Annotated in this window: 25 protein-coding genes and 1 pseudogene; 3 read left to right on the top strand and 23 right to left on the bottom strand. The window is 60.3% G+C overall.

Annotated elements, in window-relative coordinates; translation table 11 throughout:
* Positions 1-9: 9 nt before the first annotated feature.
* The 6 genes from D3879_RS16845 to D3879_RS16820 all read right to left on the bottom strand — a co-directional run bounded on the left by D3879_RS16845 (position 10) and on the right by D3879_RS16820 (position 6254).
* On the bottom strand, positions 10-744 hold the full coding sequence (locus D3879_RS16845; RefSeq protein WP_119955428.1) for an amino acid ABC transporter ATP-binding protein: 735 nt from the start codon (positions 742-744) through the stop codon (positions 10-12).
* Complete coding sequence (locus D3879_RS16840) at positions 741-1409, bottom strand: amino acid ABC transporter permease (protein WP_177412450.1); 669 nt, start codon at positions 1407-1409, stop codon at positions 741-743. The genes D3879_RS16845 and D3879_RS16840 overlap by 4 nt, the downstream gene beginning before the upstream one ends.
* On the bottom strand, positions 1406-2152 hold the full coding sequence (locus D3879_RS16835; RefSeq protein WP_119955426.1) for an amino acid ABC transporter permease: 747 nt from the start codon (positions 2150-2152) through the stop codon (positions 1406-1408). Before D3879_RS16835 ends, D3879_RS16840 begins: the two co-directional genes overlap by 4 nt.
* A 267-nt stretch (positions 2153-2419) precedes the next feature.
* Positions 2420-3328 carry a glutamate/aspartate ABC transporter substrate-binding protein gene (locus tag D3879_RS16830; protein ID WP_119955425.1) on the bottom strand — a complete coding sequence of 303 codons (909 nt, stop codon included), beginning with the start codon at positions 3326-3328 and terminating at the stop codon, positions 2420-2422.
* Between the two features lie 479 nt (positions 3329-3807).
* Complete coding sequence (locus tag D3879_RS16825) at positions 3808-4695, bottom strand: SDR family NAD(P)-dependent oxidoreductase (protein ID WP_119955424.1); 888 nt, start codon at positions 4693-4695, stop codon at positions 3808-3810.
* Entirely contained in the window at positions 4692-6254 is a 1563-nt protein-coding gene (locus D3879_RS16820) for a flavin-containing monooxygenase (RefSeq protein ID WP_119955423.1), read from the bottom strand. Before D3879_RS16820 ends, D3879_RS16825 begins: the two co-directional genes overlap by 4 nt.
* 129 nt (positions 6255-6383) lie before the next feature.
* On the opposite strand from D3879_RS16820, the gene D3879_RS16815 reads away from it, so the two are divergent.
* Positions 6384-7109 (top strand): TetR family transcriptional regulator, encoded by a 726-nt coding sequence (locus D3879_RS16815; protein WP_119955422.1) that lies wholly within the window; start codon positions 6384-6386, stop codon positions 7107-7109.
* A gap of 30 nt (positions 7110-7139) precedes the next feature.
* Here the strand turns inward: D3879_RS16815 and D3879_RS16810 are convergent, their stop codons facing one another.
* From D3879_RS16810 to ccoN (D3879_RS16735), 16 genes are all read right to left on the bottom strand, one after another.
* Entirely contained in the window at positions 7140-7970 is an 831-nt protein-coding gene (locus tag D3879_RS16810; RefSeq protein WP_119955421.1) for a metal-dependent hydrolase, read from the bottom strand.
* 199 nt (positions 7971-8169) lie between these two features.
* A complete protein-coding gene (locus D3879_RS16805; RefSeq protein WP_119955420.1) occupies positions 8170-8718 on the bottom strand; it encodes an adenine phosphoribosyltransferase in 549 nt (182 codons plus the stop codon).
* Positions 8719-8804: 86 nt separating this feature from the next.
* A complete protein-coding gene (fnr, locus tag D3879_RS16800; RefSeq protein WP_119955419.1) occupies positions 8805-9530 on the bottom strand; it encodes a fumarate/nitrate reduction transcriptional regulator Fnr in 726 nt (241 codons plus the stop codon).
* Between the two features lie 264 nt (positions 9531-9794).
* Positions 9795-11177 carry an oxygen-independent coproporphyrinogen III oxidase gene (gene hemN / locus D3879_RS16795; protein ID WP_119955418.1) on the bottom strand — a complete coding sequence of 461 codons (1383 nt, stop codon included), beginning with the start codon at positions 11175-11177 and terminating at the stop codon, positions 9795-9797.
* Between the two features lie 81 nt (positions 11178-11258).
* Positions 11259-11984 carry a sulfite exporter TauE/SafE family protein gene (locus D3879_RS16790; protein ID WP_119955417.1) on the bottom strand — a complete coding sequence of 242 codons (726 nt, stop codon included), beginning with the start codon at positions 11982-11984 and terminating at the stop codon, positions 11259-11261.
* Positions 11977-12204 (bottom strand): cbb3-type cytochrome oxidase assembly protein CcoS, encoded by a 228-nt coding sequence (gene ccoS, locus D3879_RS16785; RefSeq protein WP_119955416.1) that lies wholly within the window; start codon positions 12202-12204, stop codon positions 11977-11979. The genes D3879_RS16790 and ccoS overlap by 8 nt, the downstream gene beginning before the upstream one ends.
* Before the next feature lie 36 nt (positions 12205-12240).
* Positions 12241-14700 carry a heavy metal translocating P-type ATPase gene (locus D3879_RS16780; RefSeq protein ID WP_119955415.1) on the bottom strand — a complete coding sequence of 820 codons (2460 nt, stop codon included), beginning with the start codon at positions 14698-14700 and terminating at the stop codon, positions 12241-12243.
* 51 nt (positions 14701-14751) lie between these two features.
* Positions 14752-15288 carry a FixH family protein gene (locus D3879_RS16775; protein WP_119955414.1) on the bottom strand — a complete coding sequence of 179 codons (537 nt, stop codon included), beginning with the start codon at positions 15286-15288 and terminating at the stop codon, positions 14752-14754.
* Positions 15289-15300: 12 nt separating this feature from the next.
* The gene (gene ccoG, locus D3879_RS16770; RefSeq protein WP_119955413.1) at positions 15301-16716 is read right to left on the bottom strand and encodes a cytochrome c oxidase accessory protein CcoG; all 1416 of its coding nucleotides are present in this window, start codon (positions 16714-16716) and stop codon (positions 15301-15303) included.
* Positions 16717-16915: 199 nt separating this feature from the next.
* On the bottom strand, positions 16916-17899 hold the full coding sequence (gene ccoP, locus D3879_RS16765; protein ID WP_119955412.1) for a cytochrome-c oxidase, cbb3-type subunit III: 984 nt from the start codon (positions 17897-17899) through the stop codon (positions 16916-16918).
* Positions 17896-18087 carry a cbb3-type cytochrome oxidase subunit 3 gene (locus tag D3879_RS16760; protein ID WP_119956335.1) on the bottom strand — a complete coding sequence of 64 codons (192 nt, stop codon included), beginning with the start codon at positions 18085-18087 and terminating at the stop codon, positions 17896-17898. Before D3879_RS16760 ends, ccoP (D3879_RS16765) begins: the two co-directional genes overlap by 4 nt.
* A 5-nt stretch (positions 18088-18092) precedes the next feature.
* Positions 18093-18701 (bottom strand): cytochrome-c oxidase, cbb3-type subunit II, encoded by a 609-nt coding sequence (gene ccoO, locus D3879_RS16755; RefSeq protein ID WP_119955411.1) that lies wholly within the window; start codon positions 18699-18701, stop codon positions 18093-18095.
* Positions 18701-20140, bottom strand: coding sequence for a cytochrome-c oxidase, cbb3-type subunit I (gene ccoN, locus D3879_RS16750; RefSeq protein WP_119955410.1), 1440 nt, complete (start codon positions 20138-20140; stop codon positions 18701-18703). The genes ccoO (D3879_RS16755) and ccoN (D3879_RS16750) overlap by 1 nt, the downstream gene beginning before the upstream one ends.
* A gap of 419 nt (positions 20141-20559) precedes the next feature.
* The gene (gene ccoP / locus D3879_RS16745; RefSeq protein WP_119955409.1) at positions 20560-21498 is read right to left on the bottom strand and encodes a cytochrome-c oxidase, cbb3-type subunit III; all 939 of its coding nucleotides are present in this window, start codon (positions 21496-21498) and stop codon (positions 20560-20562) included.
* Positions 21499-21548: 50 nt separating this feature from the next.
* Entirely contained in the window at positions 21549-22160 is a 612-nt protein-coding gene (ccoO, locus tag D3879_RS16740) for a cytochrome-c oxidase, cbb3-type subunit II (protein WP_119955408.1), read from the bottom strand.
* Positions 22161-22171: 11 nt separating this feature from the next.
* A complete protein-coding gene (gene ccoN / locus D3879_RS16735; RefSeq protein ID WP_119955407.1) occupies positions 22172-23596 on the bottom strand; it encodes a cytochrome-c oxidase, cbb3-type subunit I in 1425 nt (474 codons plus the stop codon).
* Positions 23597-23652: 56 nt separating this feature from the next.
* Between ccoN (D3879_RS16735) and D3879_RS16730 the strand changes: the two genes are divergently transcribed.
* Complete coding sequence (locus D3879_RS16730) at positions 23653-24336, top strand: alpha/beta family hydrolase (protein ID WP_238474275.1); 684 nt, start codon at positions 23653-23655, stop codon at positions 24334-24336.
* On the opposite strand, the gene D3879_RS16725 is transcribed toward D3879_RS16730, so the two are convergent.
* Positions 24333-25898, bottom strand: a complete 1566-nt coding sequence (locus D3879_RS16725; protein ID WP_119955406.1) for a methyl-accepting chemotaxis protein — start codon at positions 25896-25898, stop codon at positions 24333-24335. The two genes, D3879_RS16730 and D3879_RS16725, sit on opposite strands and share 4 nt — an antisense overlap.
* A 231-nt stretch (positions 25899-26129) precedes the next feature.
* On the opposite strand from D3879_RS16725, the pseudogene D3879_RS16720 reads away from it, so the two are divergent.
* A pseudogene (locus D3879_RS16720) lies at positions 26130-26786 on the top strand (IS5 family transposase); the annotation flags it as partial.
* Between the last annotated feature and the right edge of the window lie 138 nt (positions 26787-26924).

Genomic DNA, 26924 nt, shown 5'->3' with positions numbered 1-26924 from the left:
GGAGGACCTTTAGTGCTGGAGGATCTTTGCAAGGAATTGTTGGGCGCGTTCTGAGCGTGCGCTGACGTCGCCGAAGAACTCTTCCTTGTCGCAGTCTTCGACGATCTGCCCTTGATCCATGAAGATGACGCGGTCGGCCACCTTGCGTGCGAAGCCCATCTCGTGGGTCACGCACATCATGGTCATGCCCTCGTTGGCGAGTTGCACCATGACGTCGAGCACCTCGTTGACCATCTCGGGGTCGAGGGCCGAGGTGGGTTCGTCGAACAGCATCACCACCGGGTCCATGGCCAGCGCGCGGGCGATGGCCACGCGCTGCTGCTGACCGCCGGAGAGTTGGCCGGGGTGTTTGTGGGCGTGGGCCAGCAGGCCGACGCGGTCGAGCAGTTTGAGGCCTTTTTCGGTGGCTTCGGCCTTGCTGCGGCCGAGCACCTTGATCTGCGCGATGGTCAGGTTCTCGGTGATCGACAGGTGCGGGAACAGCTCGAAGTGCTGAAACACCATGCCGACGCGCGAGCGCAACTCAGGCAGATCGGTCTTCGGGTTGGCGATGGACGTGCCGTCGACCAGGATGTCGCCTTTCTGGAAGGGTTCCAGTGCGTTGACGCACTTGATCAGGGTGGACTTGCCGGAGCCAGACGGGCCGCAGACCACCACCACTTCGCCTTTCTTGACGTGTGTGGTGCAGCCGGTCAGCACCTGGAAGTCCCCGTACCACTTGTTGACGCTATTGATTGAAATCATACGGCTAACCTTCTGTGCAGATGCTTTACCAGCAGCGAGGCGGCGAAGCTGATCGTGAAATACACCAGACCGGCGAAGATGAGGAATTCGTGGGGTTGGCCCACGATGTCGCCGCGCGAGCGCGAGGCGTTGAGGAAGTCCATCAGGCCGACGGTGTAAACCAGGGAGGTGTCTTGGAACAGGATGATGCTCTGCTGCAGCAACAGCGGGGTCATCTTGCGGAAGGCCTGGGGCAGGATGATCAGGCGCATCATCTGTCCGTAGTTCATCCCTAGTGCCTGGGCGGCGCCCATCTGGCCTTTGGGAATGGCCTGGATGCCGGCGCGGACGATCTCGCAGAAGTACGCCGCCTCGAACATCATGAAGGCCACCAGGCAGGAGCTGAACGCCCCGATCGGGGTGTCCTCGCCAGTAATCCAGCGCAGCACGAAGGGCACCGCGAAGTAGAACCAGGTGATCACCAGCAGCAGCGGGATCGAGCGGAAGTAGTTGACGTAGGCACCGGCCAGATTGGACAGCAGCTTGCTGGGCGATAACCGCAGCAGCGCCAGCAGGGTGCCAAGCACCACGCCGCCGATCACGCCGAGCACCATCAGCTGCAGGGTCATCAACATGCCTTCCCACAGGCCCGGCAGGGCGGGGACTATCGCGCTGAAATCCATCATTTACCTCCCACGGAGATCAAGCCCGGCACGGCGACTTTCTTCTCGATCACGCGCATGAACAGCATCAGGCCCATGTTCAGCGTGAAGTAGATGAGCGTGGCCAGAGTGAAGGCTTCAAACAGGTTGGCGGAGAACTCGGCGGTCTGTTTGGTTTGAGCCAGCAGCTCCATCAAGCCGATCAAGGACGCCACCGAGGAGTTCTTGAAGATATTGAGAAACTCGGAGGTAAGCGGCGGAATGATGATGCGGAAGGCCTGCGGCAACAGCACATAGCCGTAGATCTGCGGCAGCTTGAAGCCCATGGCGCGGGCTGCGGAGGCCTGGCCTTTGGGCAGCGCCTGGATGCCAGTGCGGACCTGTTCGCATACCCGTGCGGCGGTGAACAGGCCGAGGCATACCACCACGCTCAGGTAGGCTGAAGTCGCTGGGTTAAGGTCTTGCTTGAACCACATCTCCAACGGTTCGGGCAGCAGGTCCGGTACCAGGAAGTACCAGAGAAACAGCTGCACCAGCAGCGGCACATTGCGGAATATTTCCACGTACGTGGTGGCGATGCCGGAGACCCAGCGGTTCGGCACGGTGCGCATTACGCCGAGCAGCGAGCCCAGCAGCAGGGCGATGATCCAGCCCACCAAGGCGACGGCGATGGTCCAGCCCAGGCCGGTGACGAACCAGTCCAGGTAGATTTCGCTGCCGATGCCGGTGGACTTGAAGAACACGCCCCAGTCCCAGTTGTAATTCATGCGGGTTTCCCCTCGGGTCGAACGCTAGTGGTCTGTGTGGCTGACTGGTCTAGAACCAGAGGTGGAGTCCGGGGCAGGCAACACGTGAGCGTGCCCGCATCCGCGGGTGGCGGACGGCCCCTTATCCATTCAGTTGGAGAGCGGGAGCGGTCGAGTGCCTCTCCCTATTCCCCGCGCCTTCTCTCCTTGTGGGAGAGAGGGCGCATCACCGTTAGAGCCTGTTCAGGATCTAGCCGAGCGACGCTCAGATAGATATCGAGCAGGTTCTCAGATCTGTTCTGCAGACTTGTCGGTGGGGTTGGCGATCAGCTTCTTCAGCTCAACGCTCATGGGGAAATTGAGGTTCAGGCTCTTCGGTGGAACCGGCTGGAGGAACCACTTGTTGTAGATGTCGTTGACTTCGCCGGACTTGAAGGTCGCGCTGATGGCATTGTCGACCACCTGCTTGAAGCCTTGGTCGCCCTTGCGCAGCATGCAGCCGTAAATCTCGAAGGATTGCGGCTCGCCGACCACGACCCACTCGTCCGGCTTCTTGGCCTTGGCCATTTCGCCGTAGAGCAGGGCGTCGTCCATCATGAAGGCCACGGCGCGGCCCGATTCGAGCATCAGGAAGGATTCGCCATGGTCCTTGGCCGAGATGATGTTCATGCCCATCTGCTTCTCGGCGTTCATCGTCTTGATCAGGCGCTCGGAGGTGGTGCCGGCGGTGGTCACCACGTTCTTGCCCTTGAGGTCGGCGAAGTCGTTGACGCCGGAAGTCTTCTTGGTCAGCAAGCGGGTGCCAACTTCGAAGATGCCGACCGAGAAGTCGACCTGCTGCTGACGTTCGAGGTTGTTGGTGGTGGAGCCGCACTCCAGGTCGACGGTGCCGTTCTGCACCAGCGGAATGCGGGTCTGCGAGGTGACCAGGTTGTAGCGCACTTTCAGTTCTGGCAGGCCGAGCTCTTGCTTGATCGCCTCGACGACTTTCAGTTGCAGGTCATGGGAGTAGCCAACCGGCTGACGGGGATCGTTACCCAGGTAGGAGAAGGGGATGGAAGCATCGCGGTGACCGAGGGTGATGGTGCCGGAGTCCTTGATCTTCTTCAGCGTGCCGGTGAGTTCACTGGCTAGGGTTGGGCTGGACAGCAGAGCGGCAGCGATGGCTGCGCCCAAAAGGTGGGGAACGATGCGCATGAGTCTTTTCCTCGGCTTGTTGTTGTTTTGGGATTACGACAGGGCCGCTGAACTGCTTCAGATGCCGCTGCGCATTCCTCCCATGCCTAGGAGCAGGATGTATGCCAGTCTTTTTGGGTTTTATTTAATTTTTTAAGGCTTTGAATTTAAAGGAATATTTTTATTGTTTGCGCGCGAGTGAAAGGAGTTGTGTCCGGTCTTCCGAATAGGCGGATAGGGCGTGTTCGGTTTTCCGAATGAATGGGGGCGGGGTTTCAAGCGAGCTGGTCATTCCCGCGAAGGCGGCAATCCAACAAGAAGGCAGGAATCCAATCAACAGGTCGATCGCCTATTCGTAGGAGCGAGCTTGTGACCCACATGGATGTGGGGAATGCGGCAAGCCGTAGGGAACGGCTGCCGCCTCGCGAATGGCGGCAACTCAGAAGCATCGCGGGCATGGCCCGCTCCTACAAGGTTGCGGCTTTTGGGGATTCCGGCGGTTACTCCGGCATTTCCTGACTCGCGGCTGAGCGTTTCGGCTTGGGCGCAAAGCGTGCCGCCAGGCGCATGGAGCCAACTACCAGACGCTGGTAGAGGGTCGGCATCAGGCGTTGCATGGCATCCAGTGCCCAGGCGTCGGCGCCGATCAGGATGCGCCGGTTGTTGCGCAGCACGCCGCGCATGATTACTTGGGCGGCCTGGTCCGGGGTGGTGCGCAGCAGCTGGTCGTTGAACTGCTGGCGCGCCTGGTCGGCGCCTTGCCCGGTGACCTTGCTCAGGCTGTCGTTCATCCGTGCGGTCTTGGCGATGTTGGTCTTGATCCCGCCTGGGTGCACGCAGCTGGCCGACACGCCGTGGCCGGCCATGTCCAGTTCCTGACGGAGTGACTCGGTGAAGCCGCGCACGGCGAACTTGGTGGCGTTGTAGGCGCTCATGCCTGGCTGGGAAAACAGCCCGAACACGCTGGAGACGTTGACGATATGGCCTTCGCCCGATGCCTTCAGGTGCGGCAGGAAAGCCTTGGTGCCGTGCACCACGCCCCAGAAGTTGATGTTCATGATCCATTCGTAGTCAGCGTAATCGTTGCCTTCTACGGTGCCGCCCTGGGCCACGCCGGCGTTGTTGACGATCAGGTTGACCCGGCCATGATCCAGCACCACTTGGTCGGCCCAGGCGTGTACGGCTTCCCGGTCGGCCACGTTGACCGTGCTCTCCGTCACCTGCACGCCCAACTTGCGTGCTTGCTCCGCGGTTTCTGCCAGGCCTTCGCTGTTTACGTCGGCAAGCGCCAGATGACAGCCCTGGCGCGCCAGACCATAGGCCAGAGCTCGGCCGATACCTGAGCCGGCGCCAGTGATGGCGGCTACTTTATTCTCGAAGGATTTCATGCAGTCACCTCTTCAATCTGACGGGCTGCGGCCGGCATGAAGCCTTGGGCCGGGTGAGCGGGTTGGACGCGGTTGAAATGATAGGCCGCCGGGTCGAAATTGCGCGTGAGCAGGCGGAAACGCCAGGTGAAGCCGGGCCAGACGGTGCAGTTGCGCCCGCTGACCGGGTGCAGATACCAACTCTTGCAGCCGCCGGCGTTCCACACGGTATTGCCAAGCTTGCCTTGAATCTTGGCGTTGAAGCTGTCTTGAACCTCGCGTTTGACTTCCAGGCTCTGCAGCTTGCGTTCGCTCAGTAGGTTGAGGGCGCCGAGCACGTACTGAATCTGCGACTCGATCATATAAACCATCGAGTTGTGCCCCAGCCCGGTGTTCGGCCCCATCAGGAAGAACAGGTTGGGGAAGCCCACCGTCATGGTGCCCTTGTAGGCTTCCGGGCCTTCTGGCCAGGTGTCGATCAGGTCGACACCGTTACGGCCGAAGATCACTCCGCGCGGCATAGGGTCGCTCGGGGTAAAGCCGGTGCCGAAGATGATCGCGTCGATCTGCCGCTCCTGGCCGTCGGCGGTGAGGATGCTGTTGGCGCGGATTTCCTGGATGCCGTCGGTGATTACATCGACATTCGGCCGCGTCAGGGCCGGGAAGTAGTCGTTGGAGATCAGCACGCGCTTGCAGCCCATGGTGTAGTCCGGAGTGACTTTGGCGCGCAGCACGGGATCCTTGATCTGCTTGTTGATAAACGCCTTACCGGCCCATTGCGCCAGTTTCATGATTTTCGGCAGCAGCGTGAAGCCAATCACCCGGCTTTCCAGGATCGTGTAGATCAAGCCGCGCCAGAGCTTCTGCGCCAGCGGGAAATGCTTGAAGCGTTCACGCTCGGCCTCGCGAATGGCGCGGTCTGGTTTCGGCATGATCCACGGCGCGGTGCGTTGGTAGAGGTCAAGCTGGCCGACCTGTTTCTGAATCTGCGGGACGAACTGGATAGCCGAAGCGCCAGTGCCGATCACCGCAACGCGTTTGCCTTTGAGGTCATAGTCGTGATCCCACTGCTGCGAGTGGAACAGCTTGCCGGTAAAACTCTCCAGGCCATTCAACTGAGGGATCGAAGGGGTCGACAGGGCGCCCATACCGGACACGACAAACTGGGCGGTGTAGTGGTTGCCGGCAGCATCATGGATGTTCCACAGCTCCAACTCGTCATCCCAGCGCATGCCCGCCACTTCGGTCTGCAGCAGGGTGTTGTTCTGCAGTCGGTATTTTGCCCAGCAGCCTTCCAGATAGCTTTTGATCTCTGGCTGGCGGGCGAACATGCGAGTCCACTCGGGATTCTGCTCGAAGGAAAATGAATACAAGTGCGATTGCACATCGCAGCCACAGCCAGGGTAGTTGTTGACGCGCCAAGTGCCGCCGACGCCGCCTTCCTTCTCGAACAGCAGGAAGTCATTTTCGCCTTGTTGCTTCAGTCGAATCGCCATACCCAGGCCTGAGAAGCCGGTGCCAATGATGGCGATCTTGGTGTGTCTGGCAGTGATAGGTGGGACGGCAGGTTGTGCGCTCATGACCAAGCTCCTGTTATGATTGTTTTCGGTGTATACACTTGTCTACATGGAGTGTATGTATACACCCGTATACCGAAGGGTCAAGCCCATCTTCCGTAGGGCCAATTTCCGTAGGGTGAGCTGAGCACAATGAAAGTAACGGTAAAGGTGAGCCCACCTAAAGTAGTCGAGGCGCAGGGCAAGCGCCTGTTGATGGATGCCGCGCTGCGCCTGGCTGCCGAGTCACGCAGCCTAAGTAATTTAGGCCTGCGCGAGCTGGCGCGCGAAGCGGGGTTGAATCCGAATACCTTTTATAGGCACTTCAAAACAGTCGATGACCTTGGCTTGGCGATGATTGGCGAAATGGCCGCGCAGATCCGCCAGCCGCTACGCGATTTACGCCGGCAGGCAGCGCAGCGGGCCGCTGACTCGGTTCGCGAAGCGGCGGCCAACGCTCTGCCGCTGGGTATCGACCTGGGCCGTGGGCGGCGCGTCTGCTGCGAGACGGTCGAACTGTTTTTCGCCTTCGTCGCCGAGAATCCGCAAGCCTTTATCATCGGCATGCGCGAGTTGCACGGCGCTTCGCCAGTGCTGCGTGAGGCATTGCGTCGGGTGATGGATGATTTTGCCGATGATATGGCGGATGACATCAGCGAGTTGCAGTTGCTGCCGAGCCTGGATAAGCCAGCGATTCGCCAGGTTTCCTCGCTGATCAGCCGCCAGCTATTCCAGCAATCATTGGACTACATAGAGCAACCGGAGATGCGTGCGGCCATCTGTGCCCAGGCGCAGGCGCAGATATTGATGATGTTCGCAGGCGCGACCTTGCTGCAAAGCCTGGGCGTATTGAATTTGAGCGGCCAAGCGCATGGTTGAAATTCAACCATGCGCTTGGCTCTATGATGTTTAACCGCTAAAGCCGAGGCGTTCTTTCCAGCGTTTTTCCAGCGCCTTGGTGTCGTGGTCGAAGGGGTGGAAGCCTGGGCGGTAGTAGTCCAGGTAAGGCAGGATCAGCTTGGTGAGGAAGCCATCGCGCGGACTGAACAGGGCGCGCAGGCCATTCCTCCAGCTAGCCCAGTTGAACAGCTGGCGATCCTTACGCAGCAGGTGCAGCTGGAACCAGCCGATCACGCCGAAGAAGATCACGGTGGAGATGGCCATCATGGCGACACGGGTGAAATAGCCGCCGCCTATCGCCTGGTAGGCGTCATAACACACAGCCTTGTGCTCATTTTCCTCGATGGCATGCCACATCCACAGCTGGTACATCTTCGGGTCGTCGATCTGTGTGGTCAGGTCTTCACGCAGCAGCAGTTGCTGGGCCATGGTGGCGGTGAAGTGTTCCAGCGCGCAGGTGGCGGCCAGACGCTGCTTCTTGGTAGTGATCTTGGTCACCCACTCCAGCAGAACCTTGATCCGCAGCTCTAGGCGCTCCAGGTCGATGTCGTGCTTGGCAGCGTACTCGTTGTAGGTCGCGTGCTCCTTGGAGTGCATGGCTTCCTGGCCGATGAAGGCGCTGATGTCTTTCTTCAGCTGCGGCTCGGTAATTTTCTCGCGCACCGCGCGCACGCTGTTGACGAAGAACATCTCGCCGTAGGGAAACAGTGAAGACAGGTTGTTCATGAAATGGCTCATGAACGGGTCACCACTCCACCAGTATTTTTCGGTCTGGGCGAAGCTGAAATCCATCCGGCGCACGGGAAAACTGGCGCTGGGCAGGTGGGTTCTGGCAGTCATGGGCGGGCTCCTCGGCTCTCGGGTCGACGCGCTGGCGACCCTTGTTGTTGTACGGCTCGCGATGACACTGATGATTGTGTCATTGATCACTGTCAATGATTAGGCGAAGCCGTGGGCAAGGCCACCCATCCAAAGTGCAGCGGCCTGACGGGATTGCTCCGGTCAGGTCGCGGGAAGGTAACAACTGTAGGGATGTGGATCAGCGATCGCTGAGCGCAAAGGTCGTCAGGCAGAAAGTTGGGATGCCAATGTCTTGCAATCGTTGCGAGCCACCGAGCTCCGGCAGGTCAATGATCGCGGCAGCCTCGAAGATACTCGCACCCATGCGGCGAACCAGGCTGGCTGCGGCCAATAGGGTGCCGCCGGTGGCAATCAGGTCGTCGAACATCAATATCGAGTCGCCTTCACACAGGCTGTCGGCATGCACTTCGAGGAAAGCTTCGCCGTACTCAGTCTGGTAGCCCTCGGCCAGCACGTCGGCCGGTAGCTTGCCTTGCTTGCGAAACAGAATCAGCGGCTTGTTCAGGGCGTAGGCGATGATCGAACCGATCAGAAAGCCACGTGCGTCCATGGCACCGACATGGGTGAACTCGGTCTCGACATAACGCTGGATAAAGCTGTCCGCGACCATTCGTAGAGCACGAGGGGACTGGAACAACGGCGTGATGTCACGGAAGATCACTCCGGGTTTGGGAAAGTCAGGCACGGGGCGGATCAGGGATTTGATACTGAATTCGTCGAAGATCATCGTCGCAGAGTCCTACGGCTAGCGGGCGTGCGGAAATTCTAGCAAGCCTAGCGTTATCAGGCTTGCCGGTCCGGCAGCAGGGCCTGTTAGTTGCCGCCGGCCAGAGCACACAGCTCGATTGGGTCGAGGATGTGGATTTCCTTGCCTTCGGCGGCGATCAGGCCGTTCTGCTGGAAGCGGCTGAAAACCCGTGACACGGTCTCCACCGCCAAACCCAGGTAGTTACCGATTTCGCTGCGTGACATGGCTAAACGGAACTGATTGGCCGAGAAGCCACGTGCGCGGAAACGGGCGGAGAGGTTGACTAGGAAGGTTGCGATGCGCTCGTCAGCGGTCTTTTTCGAGAGCAGTAGCATCATCTGTTGATCGTCGCGGATTTCCCGGCTCATGACCCGCATCAACTGGCGGCGCAGCTGCGGCAGCTGTACGGACAGCTCGTCGAGTTTCTCGAAGGGAATTTCACATACCGAGGTGGTTTCCAGCGCTTGCGCGGACATGGGGTAAACCTCGCTGTCCATGCCGGCCATGCCGACCAGCTCGCTGGGTAAGTGGAAACCGGTGATTTGCTCATCGCCTGCATCCGAGACGCTGAAGGTGCGCAGGGCGCCTGAGCGTATGGCGAAGACCGAGTTGAAGGCATCGCCCTGGCGGAACAGGAAGTCGCCTTTGTTCAGTGGGCGGCTGCGTTTAACGATGTCATCCAAAGCATCCATATCTTCCAGGTCCATGGACAACGGCAGGCACAGGCCGGCCAGGCTGCAATCCTTGCAATGTACTTGGGGCAGGCTGCGAGCCCTGATGTTCTCGGCCATCGAGAAAAATCCTTATGCGAAAGCACACATGATCTGTAAGGGTAACAGCTAGATTGGCTGGTGCCCGACCATTTGCTCAAGTTTCCCCTGCCTATAACCGAGAAAATCTATCGATATGCAAGGAGCACGCACAGGTTGCGGGTAGCGTTCTTCAAGGCTGACTGAGCGTCTGCTGGGAGAGTGCAGCTTAAACCTGCAAAAGAGCCGGGGCAAAGTGTCGATCTGGAAACGGCGCAGCTGTCGTTGGCCAGTGTCTGAGTGCGATCAAATCACCCGCGAGAAGTGCTGGCTGTTCTGCTCTGCCAGGTAGTGGTCGAACAGCATGCACACCGAGCGTACTAGCAGGCGACCGGTGGGGCGGATGTGGATGGCGCTGTCGGTTAGATCGAGCAAGCCGTCTGTGGCCATTTGCTGGAGTTGCGGCCAGACCGCGCTGAAGTAAGCGCGAAAGTCGAGGTTGAACTGGCTTTCGATCACGGCGAACTCCAGTTTGAACTGGCAGATCAGGTGCTGTATCACGGTGCGGCGGATCCGATCATCCGTGCTGCAATGCAGGCCACGCTGGGTGGCCAACTGGCCTATTTCCAGGTTGTTCTGGTACTGCGTCAGGTCGCTGCTGTTCTGGCTGTACAACTCGCCAATCTGACTGATCGCCGAAACCCCAAGCCCCAGCAGGTCGCAATGGCCATGCGTGGTATAGCCCTGGAAATTGCGCTGCAGGCGGCCATCTTCCTGGGCGCAGGTCAGCTCATCGTCAGCCAGGGCGAAATGATCCATGCCGATATAGCGGTAACCGGCGCCGGTCAGTTGCTCGATGGTTTGTTGCAGCATCGCCAGCTTGTCAGCGGCTGTCGGTAGTTCGCTGTTGTTGATGCGCCGTTGCGGTAGAAAGCGCTGCGGCAGGTGGGCGTAGTTGAACACCGAGAGCCGATCTGGCTGCAGAGAGATCACCTCTGCGACGGTACGGTCGAAGCTCGCCGGGGTCTGTTTGGGTAGGCCATAGATCAGGTCGATATTCACTGAGCGGAACTGCAAGGTGCGCGCGGCTTCGATGATGGTGCGGGTTTGCTCCAGGCTTTGCAGGCGGTTGATGGCGCGTTGCACTGCAGGATCAAAGTCCTGTACGCCCACACTGACGCGGTTAAAACCAAGCTCGCGCAGAAGACCCATGCTTGACCAGTCGGCCTCGCGCGGGTCGAGCTCGATACCGTAATCGCCGGAATCGTCGTCCAGCAGGCTGAAATTCTGGCGCAGCGCGGCCATCAGGCGGCGTAATTGGTCGTGATTCAGAAAAGTGGGGGTGCCACCGCCCAAATGCAGTTGTTCGATGCGCTGGCGGCGATCCAGATGAGGGCCAAGGATGGCGATCTCATGGGTTAGCCGATCCAGATAAAGCTCGCTACGGCTGCGATCCTTGGTGATGACTTTGTTGCAGGCGCAGTAGTAGCAAATGTTGGCGCAGAACGGGATGTGCAGGTACAGCGATAACGGGCGCAGGGTTCGACGACTGTCGTTCAGGGCGTTAAATAGCTCGAACGGGCCGACGCCAGAATGAAACTGCAGGGCCGTAGGGTAGGAGGTGTAGCGCGGACCGGTCTGGTCGTAGCGGTGGATCAGGTCGGTGTTCCAACTGATGGTATCGAGCATGCGAGCGATCCCCGGTTTTAAGGCTGTGCCGGGGAGTCTAAAGAGCGGGCGAAAAGGCCATCTTGACCTGTATCAAGTGGCTCAGTGCTTGTGCTGCCCGGCTTGCGCGCTGCCGTGGCTGGAGCCATGCCCCATCAACCAGGCCTGATGTGGGCCGGGTAGCGTCCACAGCCCAAAGAGGATCACCAACAGGCCGCCGGCCATGCGCACCCTGCGTTTGCGTAGCACCGCAGTCAGCCGCTCGGCGGCCATGCCGGTGGCTAGCAGTACCGGCCAGGTGCCAAGACCGAACGTCAGCATCAGTAACGCACTGTCGAGCGCGTCGCCTTGGCTGGCGGCCCACAGCAGGGTGCTGTAGACCAAGCCACAGGGCAGCCAGCCCCAGAGGGCGCCGAGCAGCAGTGCGCGGGGCAGGCTGGAAACCGGCATCAAGCGGCTGGCGAACGGTTGGATATAACGCCAGAGTCCGCGGCCAAGGGCTTCGATGCGGGTCAGGCCGCTCCACCAGCCGGCCAGATAGAGCCCCATGGCGATCAGCAGCAAGGCCGCCACCACGCGCAGCGCCAGCGCCGCCGGGCTGCTGGCGATGGCCCAGCCGGCGAGGCCGATCAACAGGCCGGCGCTGGCATAGCTGAGAATTCGGCCGAGATTGTAGGCGAGCAATAGATGGAAGCGCCGGCTGCGTTGCTCGGTTGGTATGGCCATGGTCAGTGCACCCATCAACCCGCCACACATTCCCAGGCAATGGCCGCCGCCGAGCAGGCCGAGAATCAGGGCGGAAACCAGCAGCGGGGCGAGTTCAAACACGCGGCGGCTCTCGGTCCGTGGGCTTGTTGACTGAGGTTGTGTTGCTGCTGGCTTCGTCGATGCCGGCCTGATGCTGCGGGTCTTCGTCATCGAACAGGATGCTGTGGGCCGGGCCATCCAGGTCGTCGTACTGACCGCTGTCGACCGCCCAAAAGAAGATATAGATGGCGATGGCGACGATCAGTAGGGCTACTGGAATCATCACGTAAAGCGCGGGCATACAGCCTCCAGGCGAGCGGGAAACTCCACGTTCTGCTTAGGCAGGAGCGTGGCGGGGGGTAGTCGCGTGGCCACTGTTGGGCGCAGCCTTTATCTCTGGCAGACGAGTCAGGCGCAAGGCATTGAGCACCACAGTCAGCGAACTGAGCGACATGCCGACAGCGGCCCAGGCGGGAGTGATCCAGCCGAGGGCGGCGAACGGCAACATCAGGCCATTGTACAGCCCCGCCCAGAGAAGGTTCTCGATGATTACGCGGCGGGTGCGCCGGGCCAGACCGAAGGCCTGGACCAGCGCCTCCAGGCGATTGGACAGTAGTACCGCGTCGGCACTGGTTTTCGCCAGATCGGTGGCCGAACCCATGGCCACGCTGATATCGGCGGCGGCCAGCACCGGCACATCGTTGACCCCGTCACCGAGCATCAGCACTTTGCGTCCTTGCTGGTGCAACTGCTGGAGGAGTGCCAGCTTGTCATCGGGTCGCAAGCCACCACGGGCTTGGTCGATACCCAACTCGGCGGCGACGCTGGCGACCATCGGTGAACTGTCGCCGGACAGCAGCAAAGTCTGCCAACCGCGGGCCTTACAGGCGGCGAGCAGAGCAGGCGCGTCGGCCCGCAGGCGATCATCCAGGATGAACCAGGCCAGTGGGCCATGGCTGTCGCCGAGCAGCAGCCATTGGCCGGGCTCCTCAGGCATGCCTGGCACTGGGCAGCCACTCAGTGCGCAGACGAAAAGCGGTTGGCCGATGCGCAGGCGACGACCTGCAACCAGCCCTTCGAGGCCGAGGCCAGGGTTACTGGTGACTTCTTCTGCGGCTTGAGGGGCTCGACCAAAAGCCCGTGCGATGGGGTGTTCCGAGCGATTTTCCAGTGCCGCGGCCAGGGCCAGGCAGCTATCGGCGTTCTCGGCGGCCAGCGGGCGGATATCCCGTAGCGTCAAGCGACCTTCGGTCAGGGTGCCGGTTTTGTCGAAAATGACCGTATCGATCTGGTTCAGTCCTTCCAGGACATGCCCGCGGGTCAGCAGCAACCCGAGCTTGTGTAAGGTGCCGGTGGCTGCCGTGAGTGCCGTGGGCGTCGCCAGGGACAGCGCGCATGGGCAGGTGGCGACCAGCATGGCTAGCACGATCCAGAACGCGCGGGCCGGATCCAGTTGCCACCAGAGCAGGCCGATAACGATGGCGAGCAGCAGGGTGGCGAGCAAGAACCATTGCGCGGCGCGGTCGGCCAGCTCGGCAAGACGTGGCTTATCGGCTTGCGCGCGTTCGAGCAGACGAACGATGGCCGAGAGGCGGGTGTCGTGCCCCAGCGCCTGGACTTCGACGGTCAGCGGGCCTTCGACGTTGAGCGTGCCGGCGGTGACCGCATCGCCTTCAAGGCGCGGTTGCGGCAGGTATTCGCCAGTCAGCAGCGATTCATCGACGTTCGATTGACCTTGCAGGATGCGTCCATCGGCCGGCAGTACCGAGCCGGGTTGCACCAACACACGATCGCCGAGTTGCAACTCGCTGAGCAGGATGCGTTCACTCTGGCCCTGGGCATCCAGGCGTAAACAAGAGGTCGGTAGCAGGTTGACCAACTGCGCGGTCGCTGCGGCGGTGCGCTCACGGGCGCGGCGCTCCAGGTAGCGGCCGGAGAGGAGGAACAAGGCGAACATGCCAACCGCATCGAAATACAGTTCACCCTGGCCGCTGATCGCCGTCCAGATCCCGGCGAGATAGGCGCCGCCAATCGCCAGCGAGACCGAAACGTCCATGGTCAGATGACGGGTGCGCAAATCGCGCAGAGCGCCGCGAAAGAACGGTGCGCAGCTGTAGAACACGATTGGGGTGGTCAGAAACATCGCCACCCAGCGCAGAATCTGGTGCAGTTCCGGGCTCAGGTCGATATTGAACTCCGGCCAAGTGGCCATGGTTGCCATCATCGCCTGGAACCACAGCAGCCCGGCGACCCCCAGTTGGCGCAGGGCGAGACGATTTTCCGCAGCCAATTGCTCGGCCGCGCGATCCGCCTGGTAAGGGTGGGCGGCATAGCCAATGGTGCGCAGTTCGCTGAGCAGCTGGCTGAGGGGGAGTTGACTGTCCACCCAGCGCACCTGCAATCGGTGATTGGATAGGTTCAGGCGGGCTTCGGCAACCCCGGGCAAATGGCGCAGATGATGCTCGATCAGCCAGCCACAGGCGGCGCAACTGATACCTTCCATCAACAACGTGGCTTCGGCCACCTCACCGTCGTGACGCACGAACGGCTGTTGCACATCGGCACGGTCGTAAAGCGCCAGTTCATCGCTGAGTTGCTGGGGCAGAGCTTGTGGATTGGCTGAGGTTTCGCTGCGGTGGCTGTAATAACTTTCCAGGCCGCCGGTGACTATCGCTTCGGCCACCGCCTGGCAGCCGGGACAGCAGAACTCTCGAGGTTCGCGGAGCACGACCGCGCAAAAGCGGCTGCCGGCGGGAACTGGCAAGCCACAGTGGAAGCAGGGCAAGGGCGCGCTCATGGAGAAGCCTTCAGCGCTCGAGCTTGAGCGGGCGGAATGTTACCGACTGGCTCATGGGCGCGGGTCTTCTGCTCCCGGGATGGGCTCATCACCGAGTAGCATTTCACCGCCGGGGCTGACAACTTCTTCCTCGAACAGGCGCCAAGTCTGCCCGCCTTGCTGGCCGAGCAGCTCGATGAAGCGGCGACCGCTGATGGCTTCAGGTAGCTGGCCGATGTAGCGGTCTTCTTCCGTGGTGCTGCGCGTCAGTGCGATGTGCCGGTCTTTTCCCGCTTGGGTCGGGGAGATCAGGTTGAGTTCGAGCTTGTCCGGGCGGCTGTTGCCGGACAGGCGCAGGCTGACTTCGCCGGTCAATTCGTCGAGGTGGGCTTTGGCCTGTAGTTTCAGATCATTGGCCAGGCGTTCGCGATCCAGCGAGCGGCTGATGCCTTTACCAGCTTCGTAATAATTGTCGGTGACCAGCGTGTCTTCGGTGTCCGCAGCAATCATCACCATATTGATGGTGAGGAACACCGAGGTAGCCAGCATGCCGATGATGATCCAGGGCCAGATGTGTTTGTACCAAGGACTAGCAGGTGTAGCAGGCATCTTGTCGCTCTCTTAACGAATGTGCGGGCCGATGAAGCGGCTCTTGGCTTCAACGTGCGTGTCGGGCTCGTCGGCATCATCGAGGGTGAAGATCACCTCGTTGGCGCTCGACGGCAACTTCTCTGGCGCGATGGACAGTTCTACCGGCAGGGTCATGATCTCGCCGGCGGCGACCTTGAGCTCGCGCTGGCCTGCCAGTTGCAAGTCGTCCAGACCCTTGGCACTGAGCAGGTAGGTGTGCTCACGCTGATCCTTGTTCATGATTTTCAGGCTGTAGACGTTCTCGATCCGGCCTTCCGCATTTTCGCGGTAGAGCACGCGATCCTTGCTGACGTCGAAACCAACCAGCGGACGCATGACGAAGGCCGTGGCGAGCAGGCCGATCATGGCGAGCAGGGCGATGGCGTAGCCGATCAGGCGTGGCCGTACCAGGTGAGTCTTCTGGCCAGCGAGGTTGTGCTCGGTGGTGTAGCTGATCAGCCCGCGCGGGTAGTCCATCTTGTCCATGATCGAGTCGCAGGCGTCGATGCAGGCGGCGCAGCCGATACACTCGATCTGCAGGCCGTCGCGGATGTCGATGCCGGTCGGGCAGACCTGCACGCACATGGTGCAGTCGATGCAGTCGCCGAGGCCTTCGGCCTTGTAGTCGATGCCTTTCTTGCGCGGACCGCGGTGTTCGCCTTTGCACGGGTCGTAGGAGACGATCAGGGTGTCCTTGTCGAACATCACGCTCTGGAAGCGCGCATAGGGGCACATGTAGATGCACACCTGCTCGCGCAAGTAGCCGGCGTTGCCGTAGGTGGCGAGGGTGAAGAAGCCGGCCCAGAAGTACGACCAGCCATCGGCCTGGCCGATAAAGAAGTCGAGGGTCAGCTCGCGAATGGGCGAGAAGTAGCCGACGAAGGTCAGCCCGGTGACGAAGCCGATCATCAGCCAGAGGCTGTGTTTGGCCAGCTTGCGCAGGAATTTGTTGGCGCTCATGGGCGCTTTGTCGAGCTTGATGCGCTGATTACGGTCGCCTTCGGTGACCTTTTCACACCACATGAAAATCCACGTCCAGACGCTCTGCGGGCAGGTATAGCCGCACCAGACGCGGCCGGCGAACACGGTAATGAAGAACAGGCCAAAGGCGCTGATGATCAATAGCCCAGAGAGCAGGATAAAGTCCTGCGGCCAGAAGGTAGCGCCGAAGATGTAGAACTTGCGCTCCGGCAGGTTCCACCAGACCGCCTGATGACCCGCCCAGTTGAGCCAGACGGTGCCGAAGTACAGCAGCAGCAGGGCAGCGCCACCGAACCTGCGCAGATTGCGGAAGAAACCGGTGAAGGCGCGGGTGTAGATCTTTTCGCGTGAAGCGTAGAGGTCGACACTGTTATCCGCCGGCTTGGCCTGGGGGGTAATGTCTCGAACGGGGATCTGCTTGCTCATCAGTGCATACCACGGCTGTGGAAGAGAGCCTCGGCCAGTACATGCCGACAGAGGTCAAAGCGACTTGCGTGCTCTGAATTATACGCTGGGAGTGCGGCGTTAACGCTGCGACTTGAAGTCACGTGGAGGTAGCGGGGCGCTATCCTGGAGCTGCTTCAGAGCCAGCCCGCCAGGGCGGGCATGACTCTGAAAACCGAACTTACTCGGCCGTACCGGCAGCGGCCTTGTCGCCATGGGACAAGCTGTAGACGTAAGCCGCCAACAGGTGAACCTTGTCGTTGCCCTGGAGTTGCTCCTGGGCCGGCATCACGCCTTGGCGACCGTAGCGGATGGTCTGCTGCAGCTGAGCGAAGCTCGAGCCGTAGATGAACGCAGCCGGGTGAGTCAGGTCCGGCGCACCCATAGCTGGGGTGCCTTTACCGTCTGGGCCATGGCAGGCGAAGCAGGTGGTGGCGAAGATCTTCTGGCCGGCGGCGGGGTCGGCCTTGGCATCTTCCGGCAACTTGCGGCCATGCAGCTGGGTGCTGACGAAGGCGGCGACATCGCGAACGCCCTGCTCGCCGATCGCTGGGCCCTGCGGCGGCATCATGCCGTGGCGACCGCCCATGATGGTGGTCTTGATGGTTGCCGCCTCGCCACCCCAGCGCCAGTCGGCGTCGGTCAGGTTGGGGAAACCATAGGCGCCTTTGGCGTCGGAGCCGTGGCAAACCGAGCAGTTGGAGGCGAACAGGCGGCCACCCATCTTCAGGGCTTGCGGGTCTTTGGCGACTTCTTCGATCGGCATGGCGGCGAATTTGGTGAAGATCGGCGCGAACTTCGCGTCAGCCTTGGCCATCTCCTTTTCCCACTCATGCACACCGGTCCAGCCAGCCTGACCATTCGAGAACTCTTGCTTGGTCTCGTTGTTCAGGTAGCCATAACCCGGCAGCAGGCCTTTCCAGTTACCCAGGCCAGGGTAGAGCGCCAGGTAGCCGAGGGCGAAGATGATGGTGGCGACGAACAACATGAACCACCATTTCGGCAGTGGGTTGTCGTACTCCTCGATGCCGTCGAAGGCGTGGCCGACAGTCTGGTCGGTGGCTTCTTTGCGCTGGCCTTTACGCGTGGATAACAGGATCCAGGTCAGCGTGGCGATGGTGCCCAGGGTGAGTACTGTGACGTACAGACTCCAGAAGAGGGTCATTCTTTATTACTCCTAGAAGCTTGCTCTTGCTCGACGTGCTTAATGGCTTCGGGATCATCTGCGAAAGGCAGCATAGTGGCCTCGTCAAAGTCCTTTTTGCGTCTTCCGCTAAACACCCAAAGCGCCAGACCGATAAAGGCCACCATCACTACGACGGTGCCAAGACCACGAATCATCCCGATGTCCATCACAGTCACCGTTTGCTTTTGATGATGGTGCCCAGGCCTTGCAGGTAGGCCACCACGGCGTCCATTTCGGTCTTGCCTTTAACCGCATCGCGGGCGCCGGCAATGTCTTCGTCGGTGTAAGGCACGCCCATGGAGCGCAGCACTTCCATCTTCTTGGCGGTGTCTTTGCCGTCCAGCTTGTTCTCTACCAGGAAGGGGTAGGCCGGCATGATCGACTCAGGCACCACGTTGCGTGGGTTGTACAGGTGCGCACGCTGCCACTCATCGGAGTAGCGGCCGCCAACACGGGCCAGATCCGGACCGGTACGCTTGGAGCCCCACAGGAACGGGTGATCCCAGACGCTTTCGCCAGCTACGGAGTAGTGGCCATAACGTTCGGTTTCGGCGCGGAACGGGCGAATCATCTGCGAGTGGCAGCCGACACAGCCGTTGGCGATGTAAATGTCACGACCTTCCAGTTCCAGGGCGGTGCGCGGCTTCATGCCTTCCACCGGCTTGTTGGTGACGTCCTGGAAGAACAGCGGAACGATCTGGGTCAGGCCGCCAATGCTGACGGCAATAACCATGAAGAAGGCCAGTAGGCCGATATTCTTCTCGACTACTTCGTGATTCATCAATGAGCTCCTACAGCGATCTGAGCGGCGGCTTCGACTTCAGCTGGTTTGGAGGCGCGCACGGTGCGGAAGGTGTTGTAGGCCATCAGCAGCATGCCGGAGGCGAAGAACGCACCACCGATGGCACGCACGACGAAACCTGGGTGGCTGGCTTGCAGGGCTTCAACGAAGGAATAGGTGAGGGTGCCGTCTTCGTTGATCGCACGCCACATCAGGCCTTGGGTAATGCCGTTGACCCACATGGAGGCGATGTACAGCACGGTACCGATGGTGGCGAGCCAGAAATGCGCGTTGATCAGACCAATGCTGTGCATTTGTGGGCGACCCCAGAGCTTCGGAATCATGTGGTACAGCGCGCCGATGGAGATCATTGCCACCCAGCCGAGGGCACCAGCGTGCACGTGGCCGATGGTCCAGTCGGTGTAGTGGGAGAGGGCGTTGACGGTCTTGATGGCCATCATCGGGCCTTCGAAGGTCGACATGCCGTAGAACGCCAGGGAGACCACCAGGAAGCGCAGGATTGGGTCGGTGCGCAGCTTATGCCAGGCGCCCGAGAGGGTCATCATGCCGTTGATCATGCCGCCCCAGCTCGGAGCCAGGAGGATGATCGACATCGCCATGCCGAGGGACTGCGCCCAATCCGGCAGTGCGGTGTAGTGCAGGTGGTGCGGGCCGGCCCAGATGTACAGGGTGATCAGCGCCCAGAAGTGCACGATCGACAGGCGATAGGAGTAGATCGGCCGCTCGGCCTGCTTCGGTACGAAGTAATACATCATGCCGAGGAAACCGGTGGTCAGGAAGAAGCCTACGGCGTTGTGGCCGTACCACCACTGGATCATCGCGTCGGTCGCGCCGGAGTACAGCGAGTAGGACTTGAAGAGCGATACCGGGATCGACATGTGGTTGACGATGTGCAGCATCGCCGTCACCACGATGAAGGCACCGTAGAACCAGTTGCCGACATAGATGTGCTTGGTTTTGCGCTTGACGATGGTGCCGAAGAACACCACGCCGTAGGTCACCCAGACGATGGCCAGCAGAATGGCGATCGGCCACTCCAGCTCGGCGTATTCCTTGGTGGTGGTGTAGCCCAGCGGCAAGGTGATGCCGGCCATCACGATAACGGCTTGCCAGCCCCAGAAGGTGAAGGAGGCGAGGCTGTCAGAGATCAGTCGGGCCTGACAGGTACGTTGCACCACGTAATAAGACGTAGCGAACAGAGCACAGCCGCCGAAGGCGAAGATCACCAGGTTGGTGTGTAGGGGGCGCAGGCGTCCAAAGCTCGTCCATGGCAACCCGAAGTTCAACTCCGGAAAGACCAATTGCGTGGCAATGAAAACGCCCATGCCCATTCCAAGGATCCCCCAGACCACCGTCATGATGGCGAACTGGCGGACCACCTTATAGTTATAAGCAGTCGGACTGATTGCTGTGCTCATTCTAAGGTTCCACGGTTTAGGGTGTTTTTTAGGGGTAAAAATCGGCGGCAAGTATGGAGAATCAAGGTAGCCATTGCAACGTCAGAAGCAGCTGCTATCGGGCTTTCAGGCATCTGAAACAACTTATTTCAGTCCCTAAATGAGGGCGATTCTCAGATGCTTGGCGCGATAACGAATGCAGCCCAAAGAAGGGTGCTGCCTTGCAGTTATGGCTGGTGGCTAGTGCGCGAAGATTAGTTCATGTCAAACAACTGTGAAGGTTGCTGGTCGGCGGGGTGCGACACTGAGTCGCAGCGGGTGGGGTGGGGCGGAGATGAAGAAGGGGATGCTGCTGTCGCTCTGACTTTCGCTCGGTGAAACACCGAGCGAAGTCCTTTTTCTGATCCGCTGGGCACGTCCTTGCGCCCCCTGGTGCGGAATTACTTCGTCGCCAGGCTTGCGGGTTGTTGCTGCGAGAGACTGAGTACATAAGCGGCGAGTACATGGACTTTGTCATTACCCAAGTACTGCTCTTGGGCAGGCATCTGGCCATTGCGACCGTGGCGGATGGTCTGCTGCAACTGCACCAGGCTGGAGCCATAGATCCAACCAGCCGAATGGGTGAGATCCGGTGCCCCCATGGGCTGCATGCCTTTGCCTTCGGCGCCATGGCAGGCCTGGCAAGTGCTGCTGTAGGTCTGCGCGCCAGCTTCGAGATCGGCATCGCTGTCAGCCGGCAGACTCAAACCAGCCAGGGATGTATGCACATAGGCGGCGACATTCTTCACACCGCTTTCACCGATGATCGAACCCCAGGCTGGCATGGCAGCGATACGACCGTGCAGGATGCTGGTTTTGATGGTTTCCGGCTCGCCGCCCCAACGCCAATTGCTGTCGGTCAGGTTGGGGAAGCCGAGGGCGCCTTTGGCATCCGAGCCATGGCAGACCGAGCAGTAGGTTGCAAACAACCGGCCGCCGATTTTCAGCGCCTGTTCGTCGCGTGCGAGCGTCTCGATCGGTGTGGCGGCAAGCTTGGCGAAGATGGGGCCGTACAGCTTGTCGGCATTGTCGACTTCGCGTTGCCACTGTTTAGTCTGCGTCCATCCGTCCTGGTAACCCGGCAGAACGCCTTTCCAGTTGCCCAGGCCTGGGTACAGCAGGAGGTAGCCGGCGGCGAAGACGATGGTGCCGACAAACAGCATGAACCACCATTTTGGCAGCGGATTGTCGTATTCCTCGATGCCATCGAAGGAGTGCCCCATAGTTTTATCGGCGCCACCGGCGGATTCTCCCCGGCGTGTGGCAAAGACCAGCCACAGTAGTGCTGCCAAGCTGCCCAGGCTCAACAGCGTGATGTACCAGCTCCAGAAAGTGGTCATGCAGTGCGACTCCTCGAGTCAAATCTGTTCAAGGCAATAGCCAAAGGTGCTTAGCGTTTGTTCTTGATGGCGGTGCCGAGTACTTGTAGGTAGGCCACCAGCGCATCCATCTCGGTCTTGCCCTTGACCGCGTCACCTGCGCCTGCGATGTCTTCAGCGGTATAAGGGACGCCCATCACTCGCATGACTTTCAACTTGTTTGCGGTGTCCTTGCCGTCCAGTCGGTTCTGTACCAGCCAGGGGTAGGCCGGCATTTTCGACTCCGGCACCACGTTGCGCGGGTTGTACAGGTGCGCGCGCTGCCAGTCGTCAGAGTAACGGCCGCCGACACGGGCCAGATCCGGGCCGGTGCGCTTGGAGCCCCATAGAAAGGGGTGATCCCAGACGCTTTCGCCGGCTACGGAGTAATGGCCATAGCGCTCGGTCTCGGCACGGAACGGACGGATCATCTGCGAGTGACAGCCGACGCAGCCTTCACGGATATAAATGTCGCGGCCTTCGAGTTGCAGCGCGGTGTAGGGTTTCATGCCTTCCACTGGCTTGGTGGTGACATCCTGGAAGAACAACGGGACGATCTGCGTCAGGCCGCCGATGCTGACTGCCAGCACCATGCAGATCATCAGTAGGCCGATGTTCTTTTCGAGTACTTCATGCTTGCTCATCAATGATCTCCTCAGGCCATTTGCGCGGCGACAGCGATTTGTGCCGGTTGCGCGGAGCGCACTGTGCGCCAGGTGTTGTAGGCCATCAGCAGCATGCCGCTGAAGAAGATTGCCCCGCCGATCAGGCGTACGACAAAGCCCGGATGGCTGGCTTGCAATGCTTCGACGAAGGAGTAGGTGAGCGTGCCGTCATCATTGATCGCGCGCCACATCAGGCCCTGGACGATACCGCTGACCCACATCGAGGCGATGTACAACACGGTACCGATGGTGGCGAGCCAGAAGTGCGCGTTGATCAGACCGATGCTGTACATGTGCTCGCGGCCGAAGATTTTCGGAATCATGTGGTACAGCGCGCCGATGGAGATCATCGCCACCCAGCCGAGGGCGCCAGCATGCACGTGGCCGATGGTCCAGTCGGTGTAGTGGGAGAGGGCGTTGACGGTCTTTATGGCCATCATCGGGCCTTCGAAGGTCGACATGCCGTAGAACGCCAGGGAGACCACCAGGAAGCGCAGAATCGGGTCGCTGCGCAGCTTATGCCAGGCGCCCGAGAGGGTCATCATGCCGTTGATCATGCCGCCCCAACTCGGCGCCAGGAGCACCAGCGACATCACCATGCCCAGCGATTGCGCCCAATCCGGCAGCGCGGTGTAGTGCAGGTGATGCGGGCCGGCCCAGATGTACAGGGTGATCAGCGCCCAGAAGTGCACGATCGACAGGCGATAGGAATACACCGGGCGTTCGGCCTGCTTGGGCACGAAGTAATACATCATCCCCAGGAAGCCGGCGGTGAGGAAGAAGCCCACGGCGTTGTGGCCGTACCACCACTGGATCATTGCGTCGGTCGCGCCTGAGTACAGCGAATAGGACTTGGTCAGGCTGACCGGAACCTCAAGGTTATTGACAATGTGCAGTAGGGCCACGGTGATGATGAACGCGCCGAAGAACCAATTGCCGACATAGATGTGCTTGGTTTTACGCTTCATCAGCGTGCCGAAGAACACCAGCGCATAGGCGACCCACACCACGGTGATGAGCAGGTCGATCGGCCATTCAAGCTCTGCGTATTCCTTCGAGCTGGTGAATCCCAGAGGTAGGCTTATCGCCGCCAGAACGATCACCAGTTGCCAGCCCCAGAAGGTGAAGGCAGCCAACTTGGGTGAGAACAGTTGGGTCTGGCAGGTACGCTGCACTGTGTAATAGGACGTGGCGAACAATGCACAACCGCCGAACGCGAAAATCACCGCGTTGGTATGCAAGGGTCGCAGTCGCCCGAAACTGGTCCAGGGCAGGTTGAAGTTAAGCTCCGGCCAAACTAATTGTGCGGCGATAAATACGCCGAGCCCCATTCCGACGATTCCCCACACGACCGTCATGATGGCGAATTGGCGGACCACCTTATAGTGGTAGGCGGTACTGGTTCCTAGGGTCATTGCTATGGCCTTCCATCCGCTGTTTTAGGTTTTGTGCATTCAAATGCGAGGGAAGAATGGCGAAAGCTCCACTAGGCAATATTGATTTGGATCAACCACCGTCTCCTGACGCAGGGGCTGGCGAATGGCTATGGGATCGCCCCGAAGGGGCGTCGAGGGCGTGTCTGATCCTGGCCCATGGCGCCGGGGCGCCGATGGACAGCGAGTTCATGGATGGCATGGCTACACGCCTTGCCGTGCGGGGCATTACGGTGCTGCGCTTCGAGTTCGTCTATATGGCCGCGCGCCGTGCAGATGGGCGCAAACGACCACCGAATCCACAGGCGCAATTGCTGGAGCAATGGCGGGCGGTTTATGCGCAGGTGCGCCAACAGGTCGCAGGGCCACTGGCTATCGGCGGTAAGTCGATGGGCGGGCGTATGGCCAGCTTGTTGGCCGATGAGTTGGGAGCAGATGCACTGATTTGTCTCGGTTATCCATTCCACGCGATCGGCAAGGCCGACAAGCCGCGAGTCGCACATCTGGCCGATCTGCAGACGCCAACCCTGATAGTGCAGGGCGAGCGCGACGCCATGGGGGATCGCCGGACCGTGGCGGGATACCAATTGTCAGTGATGATCGAGTTGTTCTGGCTGGCGGCGGCCGATCATGACCTGAAGCCGTTGAAGGCTTCAGGTTTTACTCATGAACAGCATGTGGACAGTGCGGCTGATGCTGTAGCGGCGTTTTTGTTGCGTTAGCGGTTGAACCGCTCGACCAACGCTGACTGGCTTTGCGCGGTGGCCGTCAGTTCTTTGCTGAGCAGGGCCGTGCTTTGGGCCTCGCCGGCGGTTTGGTCGGCCAGTTGAGCGATGGTGGTGATATTGCGGTTGATCTCATCGGCCACTGCGCTCTGCTCTTCAGCCGCGGCGGCGATCTGGTCGGCCATGTCGGCGATATTGGCCACGGCATCGCTGATTCCAGCCAAGGCTTGGTCGGCTTGCTGCACCCGCTCAACGCCCTCGTCGGCCTGGCGACGACCAATCTCCATGGTCAGCACGGCTTCCTCGGCGGTCCTTTGCAGCTTGGCAATCAGTTGATGAATCTGCCCGGTGGATTCCGCGGTGCGTTGCGCCAGGGAACGCACCTCATCTGCCACCACGGCAAAGCCACGGCCCATCTCACCGGCACGCGCGGCCTCGATCGCCGCGTTCAGGGCCAAGAGATTAGTCTGGTCGGCGATGCCTTTGATCACATCGACTACGCCGCCAATTTCGTTGCTGTCTTGGGCTAGGCGCGTCACGGTTTCGCCGGTTTCACCGACCGAGATGGATAGGCGCTGAATCGCTTCGCGGGTTTCCGTGGCGATGCTGCGACCCTGGCCGGTCAGGCGATTGGCTTCCTGCGTAGCGATGGCGGTGCGGGCGACATTGCTCGCCACCTCCAGCGTAGTTGCCGCCATCTCATTTACAGCCGTGGCCACTTGCTCGGTTTCCACGCGCTGGCGTTCCAGCCCGGCGGAGCTGTTCTGGGCCAGACTATCGGCCTGTTTGGCTTGTTGAGTCAGATGTTCGGCGGTGTCCTGCAGGCGAGTCAGGCAGGTTTTCAACCGTGCCTCTTGGCTCAAGATCGACATTTCCAGGCGCCCTTGCGGGCCGCGGCTGTCGGTGTACATCTGTGCAATTAACGGGTCGGAAGTGCTTTGTTCAGCCAAATGGAGCAGGCGCCGAAGGCCACGTTGCTGCCAATTGAGGCCAGCCAGGCCCAGCGGTACCGAGAGTCCGGCGGCGAGCAGGAAGCCCCAGCTGGAGTCGAGCCAGGCACCGATCACGAAGCCGACCAGGCTGACCAGAATGAACGGCAGCCAGTTCTGCAGAATCGGTAGCCAGCGGTCGCTGCTTGGAATGGCCGATTTGCCCGCGTTGATGCGTTGATACAGTGCCTCGGCGCGACGTACTTGCTCGGCCGTCGGTTTCACCCGTACCGATTCAAAACCTACGACCTGGCTATTTTCCAGCACCGGGGTGACGTAGGCGTTGACCCAGTAATGGTCGCCGCTCTTGCAGCGGTTTTTGACTATGCCCATCCACGGTCGACCCTTTTTCAGGGTGCTCCACATATGGGCGAACACTGCTGGTGGAACATCCGGGTGACGCACCAGGTTATGCGCTGCGCCGACCAGTTCGGCACGGGGAAAACCGCTGACTTCAACGAAAGCATCGTTGGCGTAAATGATCTGACCCTTGAGGTCAGTGGTGGAGATCAGCCGCTGCTGGGCGGGGAAAGTACGTTCACGCTGGGTGATGGGCTGATTATTGCGCATGGGGCTTATCCGTAAGGTCTGTGCTGGGTAATCGGCCGCCAAGCGGCAAAGTTGAGCGCTTTCGCCGGTGCCGATGCAAAGGTCGGCAGTTTAACCGCTTCAGCTGTGGATCAAATGCTTGGCGTCAGCAAACAGCCGGTTTGGCCGGGGCGATTGCCCCCCCTAGGGAAGCCCTTAAGAAGACTTCCCGAATCTGGTGAAAAACGCTCGTCCCATCATTTGAGCTACCCGATGAAGCAGATGCCCTTCGCCGATGCCGAGTACGCCGGCAAGCGCAAACAAACCAGCCGCGAGCGCTTCCTGATCGAAATGGATCAGGTGGTGCCGTAGAAAGGCCTGATCGCTCTGATCGAGCCGCATTACCCGAAGGGAGAAGGTGGTCGTCCGGCGTACCCGCTGGTTGCCATGCTGCGCGTGCACTTGCTGCAGAACTGGTTCGGCTACAGCGATCCGGCGATGGAGGAAGCGCTGTACGAGACCGCGATCCTCCGGCATTTTGCCGGCCTGGAACTCGACCGTATCCCGGATGAAACCACCATCCTCAACTTCCGCCGCCTGCTGGAGAAACATGATCTGGCCGCCGGGATTCTCTCGGTGATCAACGGTTATCTGGGTGACCGTGGCCTGATGCTGCGTCAGGGCACCATCGTTGGTGCCACCATCTTCCACGCGCCGAGTTCGACGAAGAACCAGGACGGCAAGCGCGACCCGCAAATGCACCAGACCAAGAGGGGCAACCATCAGGGCCGCAAAGTGATCTGGTCGGTTGCCGGCCGGCCCAGCACGTAAAGATGCACGGCAAGAAAAGCCTGATCGGTCGCATGAGGCGCAAGATCGAATACACCAAGGCCGCAGGTACGCGCCAAGGTCGAATACCTGTTCCGGGTGCACCTGTAATGCGGGGAAACCACCCCGCAACCGCTCCGGCCGGGGCTAAACTCCGGAATGGTGAGATCAAAATCGCCTGATTGATAGCTGAACTTCCATTTTTTTGACCTTGGTGGTCAGGACGCCAGCAGACTCAGG

Origin of the sequence: Pseudomonas cavernicola, from assembly GCF_003596405.1 — a bacterium.
Taxonomy (GTDB): domain Bacteria; phylum Pseudomonadota; class Gammaproteobacteria; order Pseudomonadales; family Pseudomonadaceae; genus Aquipseudomonas; species Aquipseudomonas cavernicola.
The sequence above is the reverse complement of the archived record's forward strand: the minus strand, read 5'-3'. Positions and strand labels throughout refer to the sequence as shown.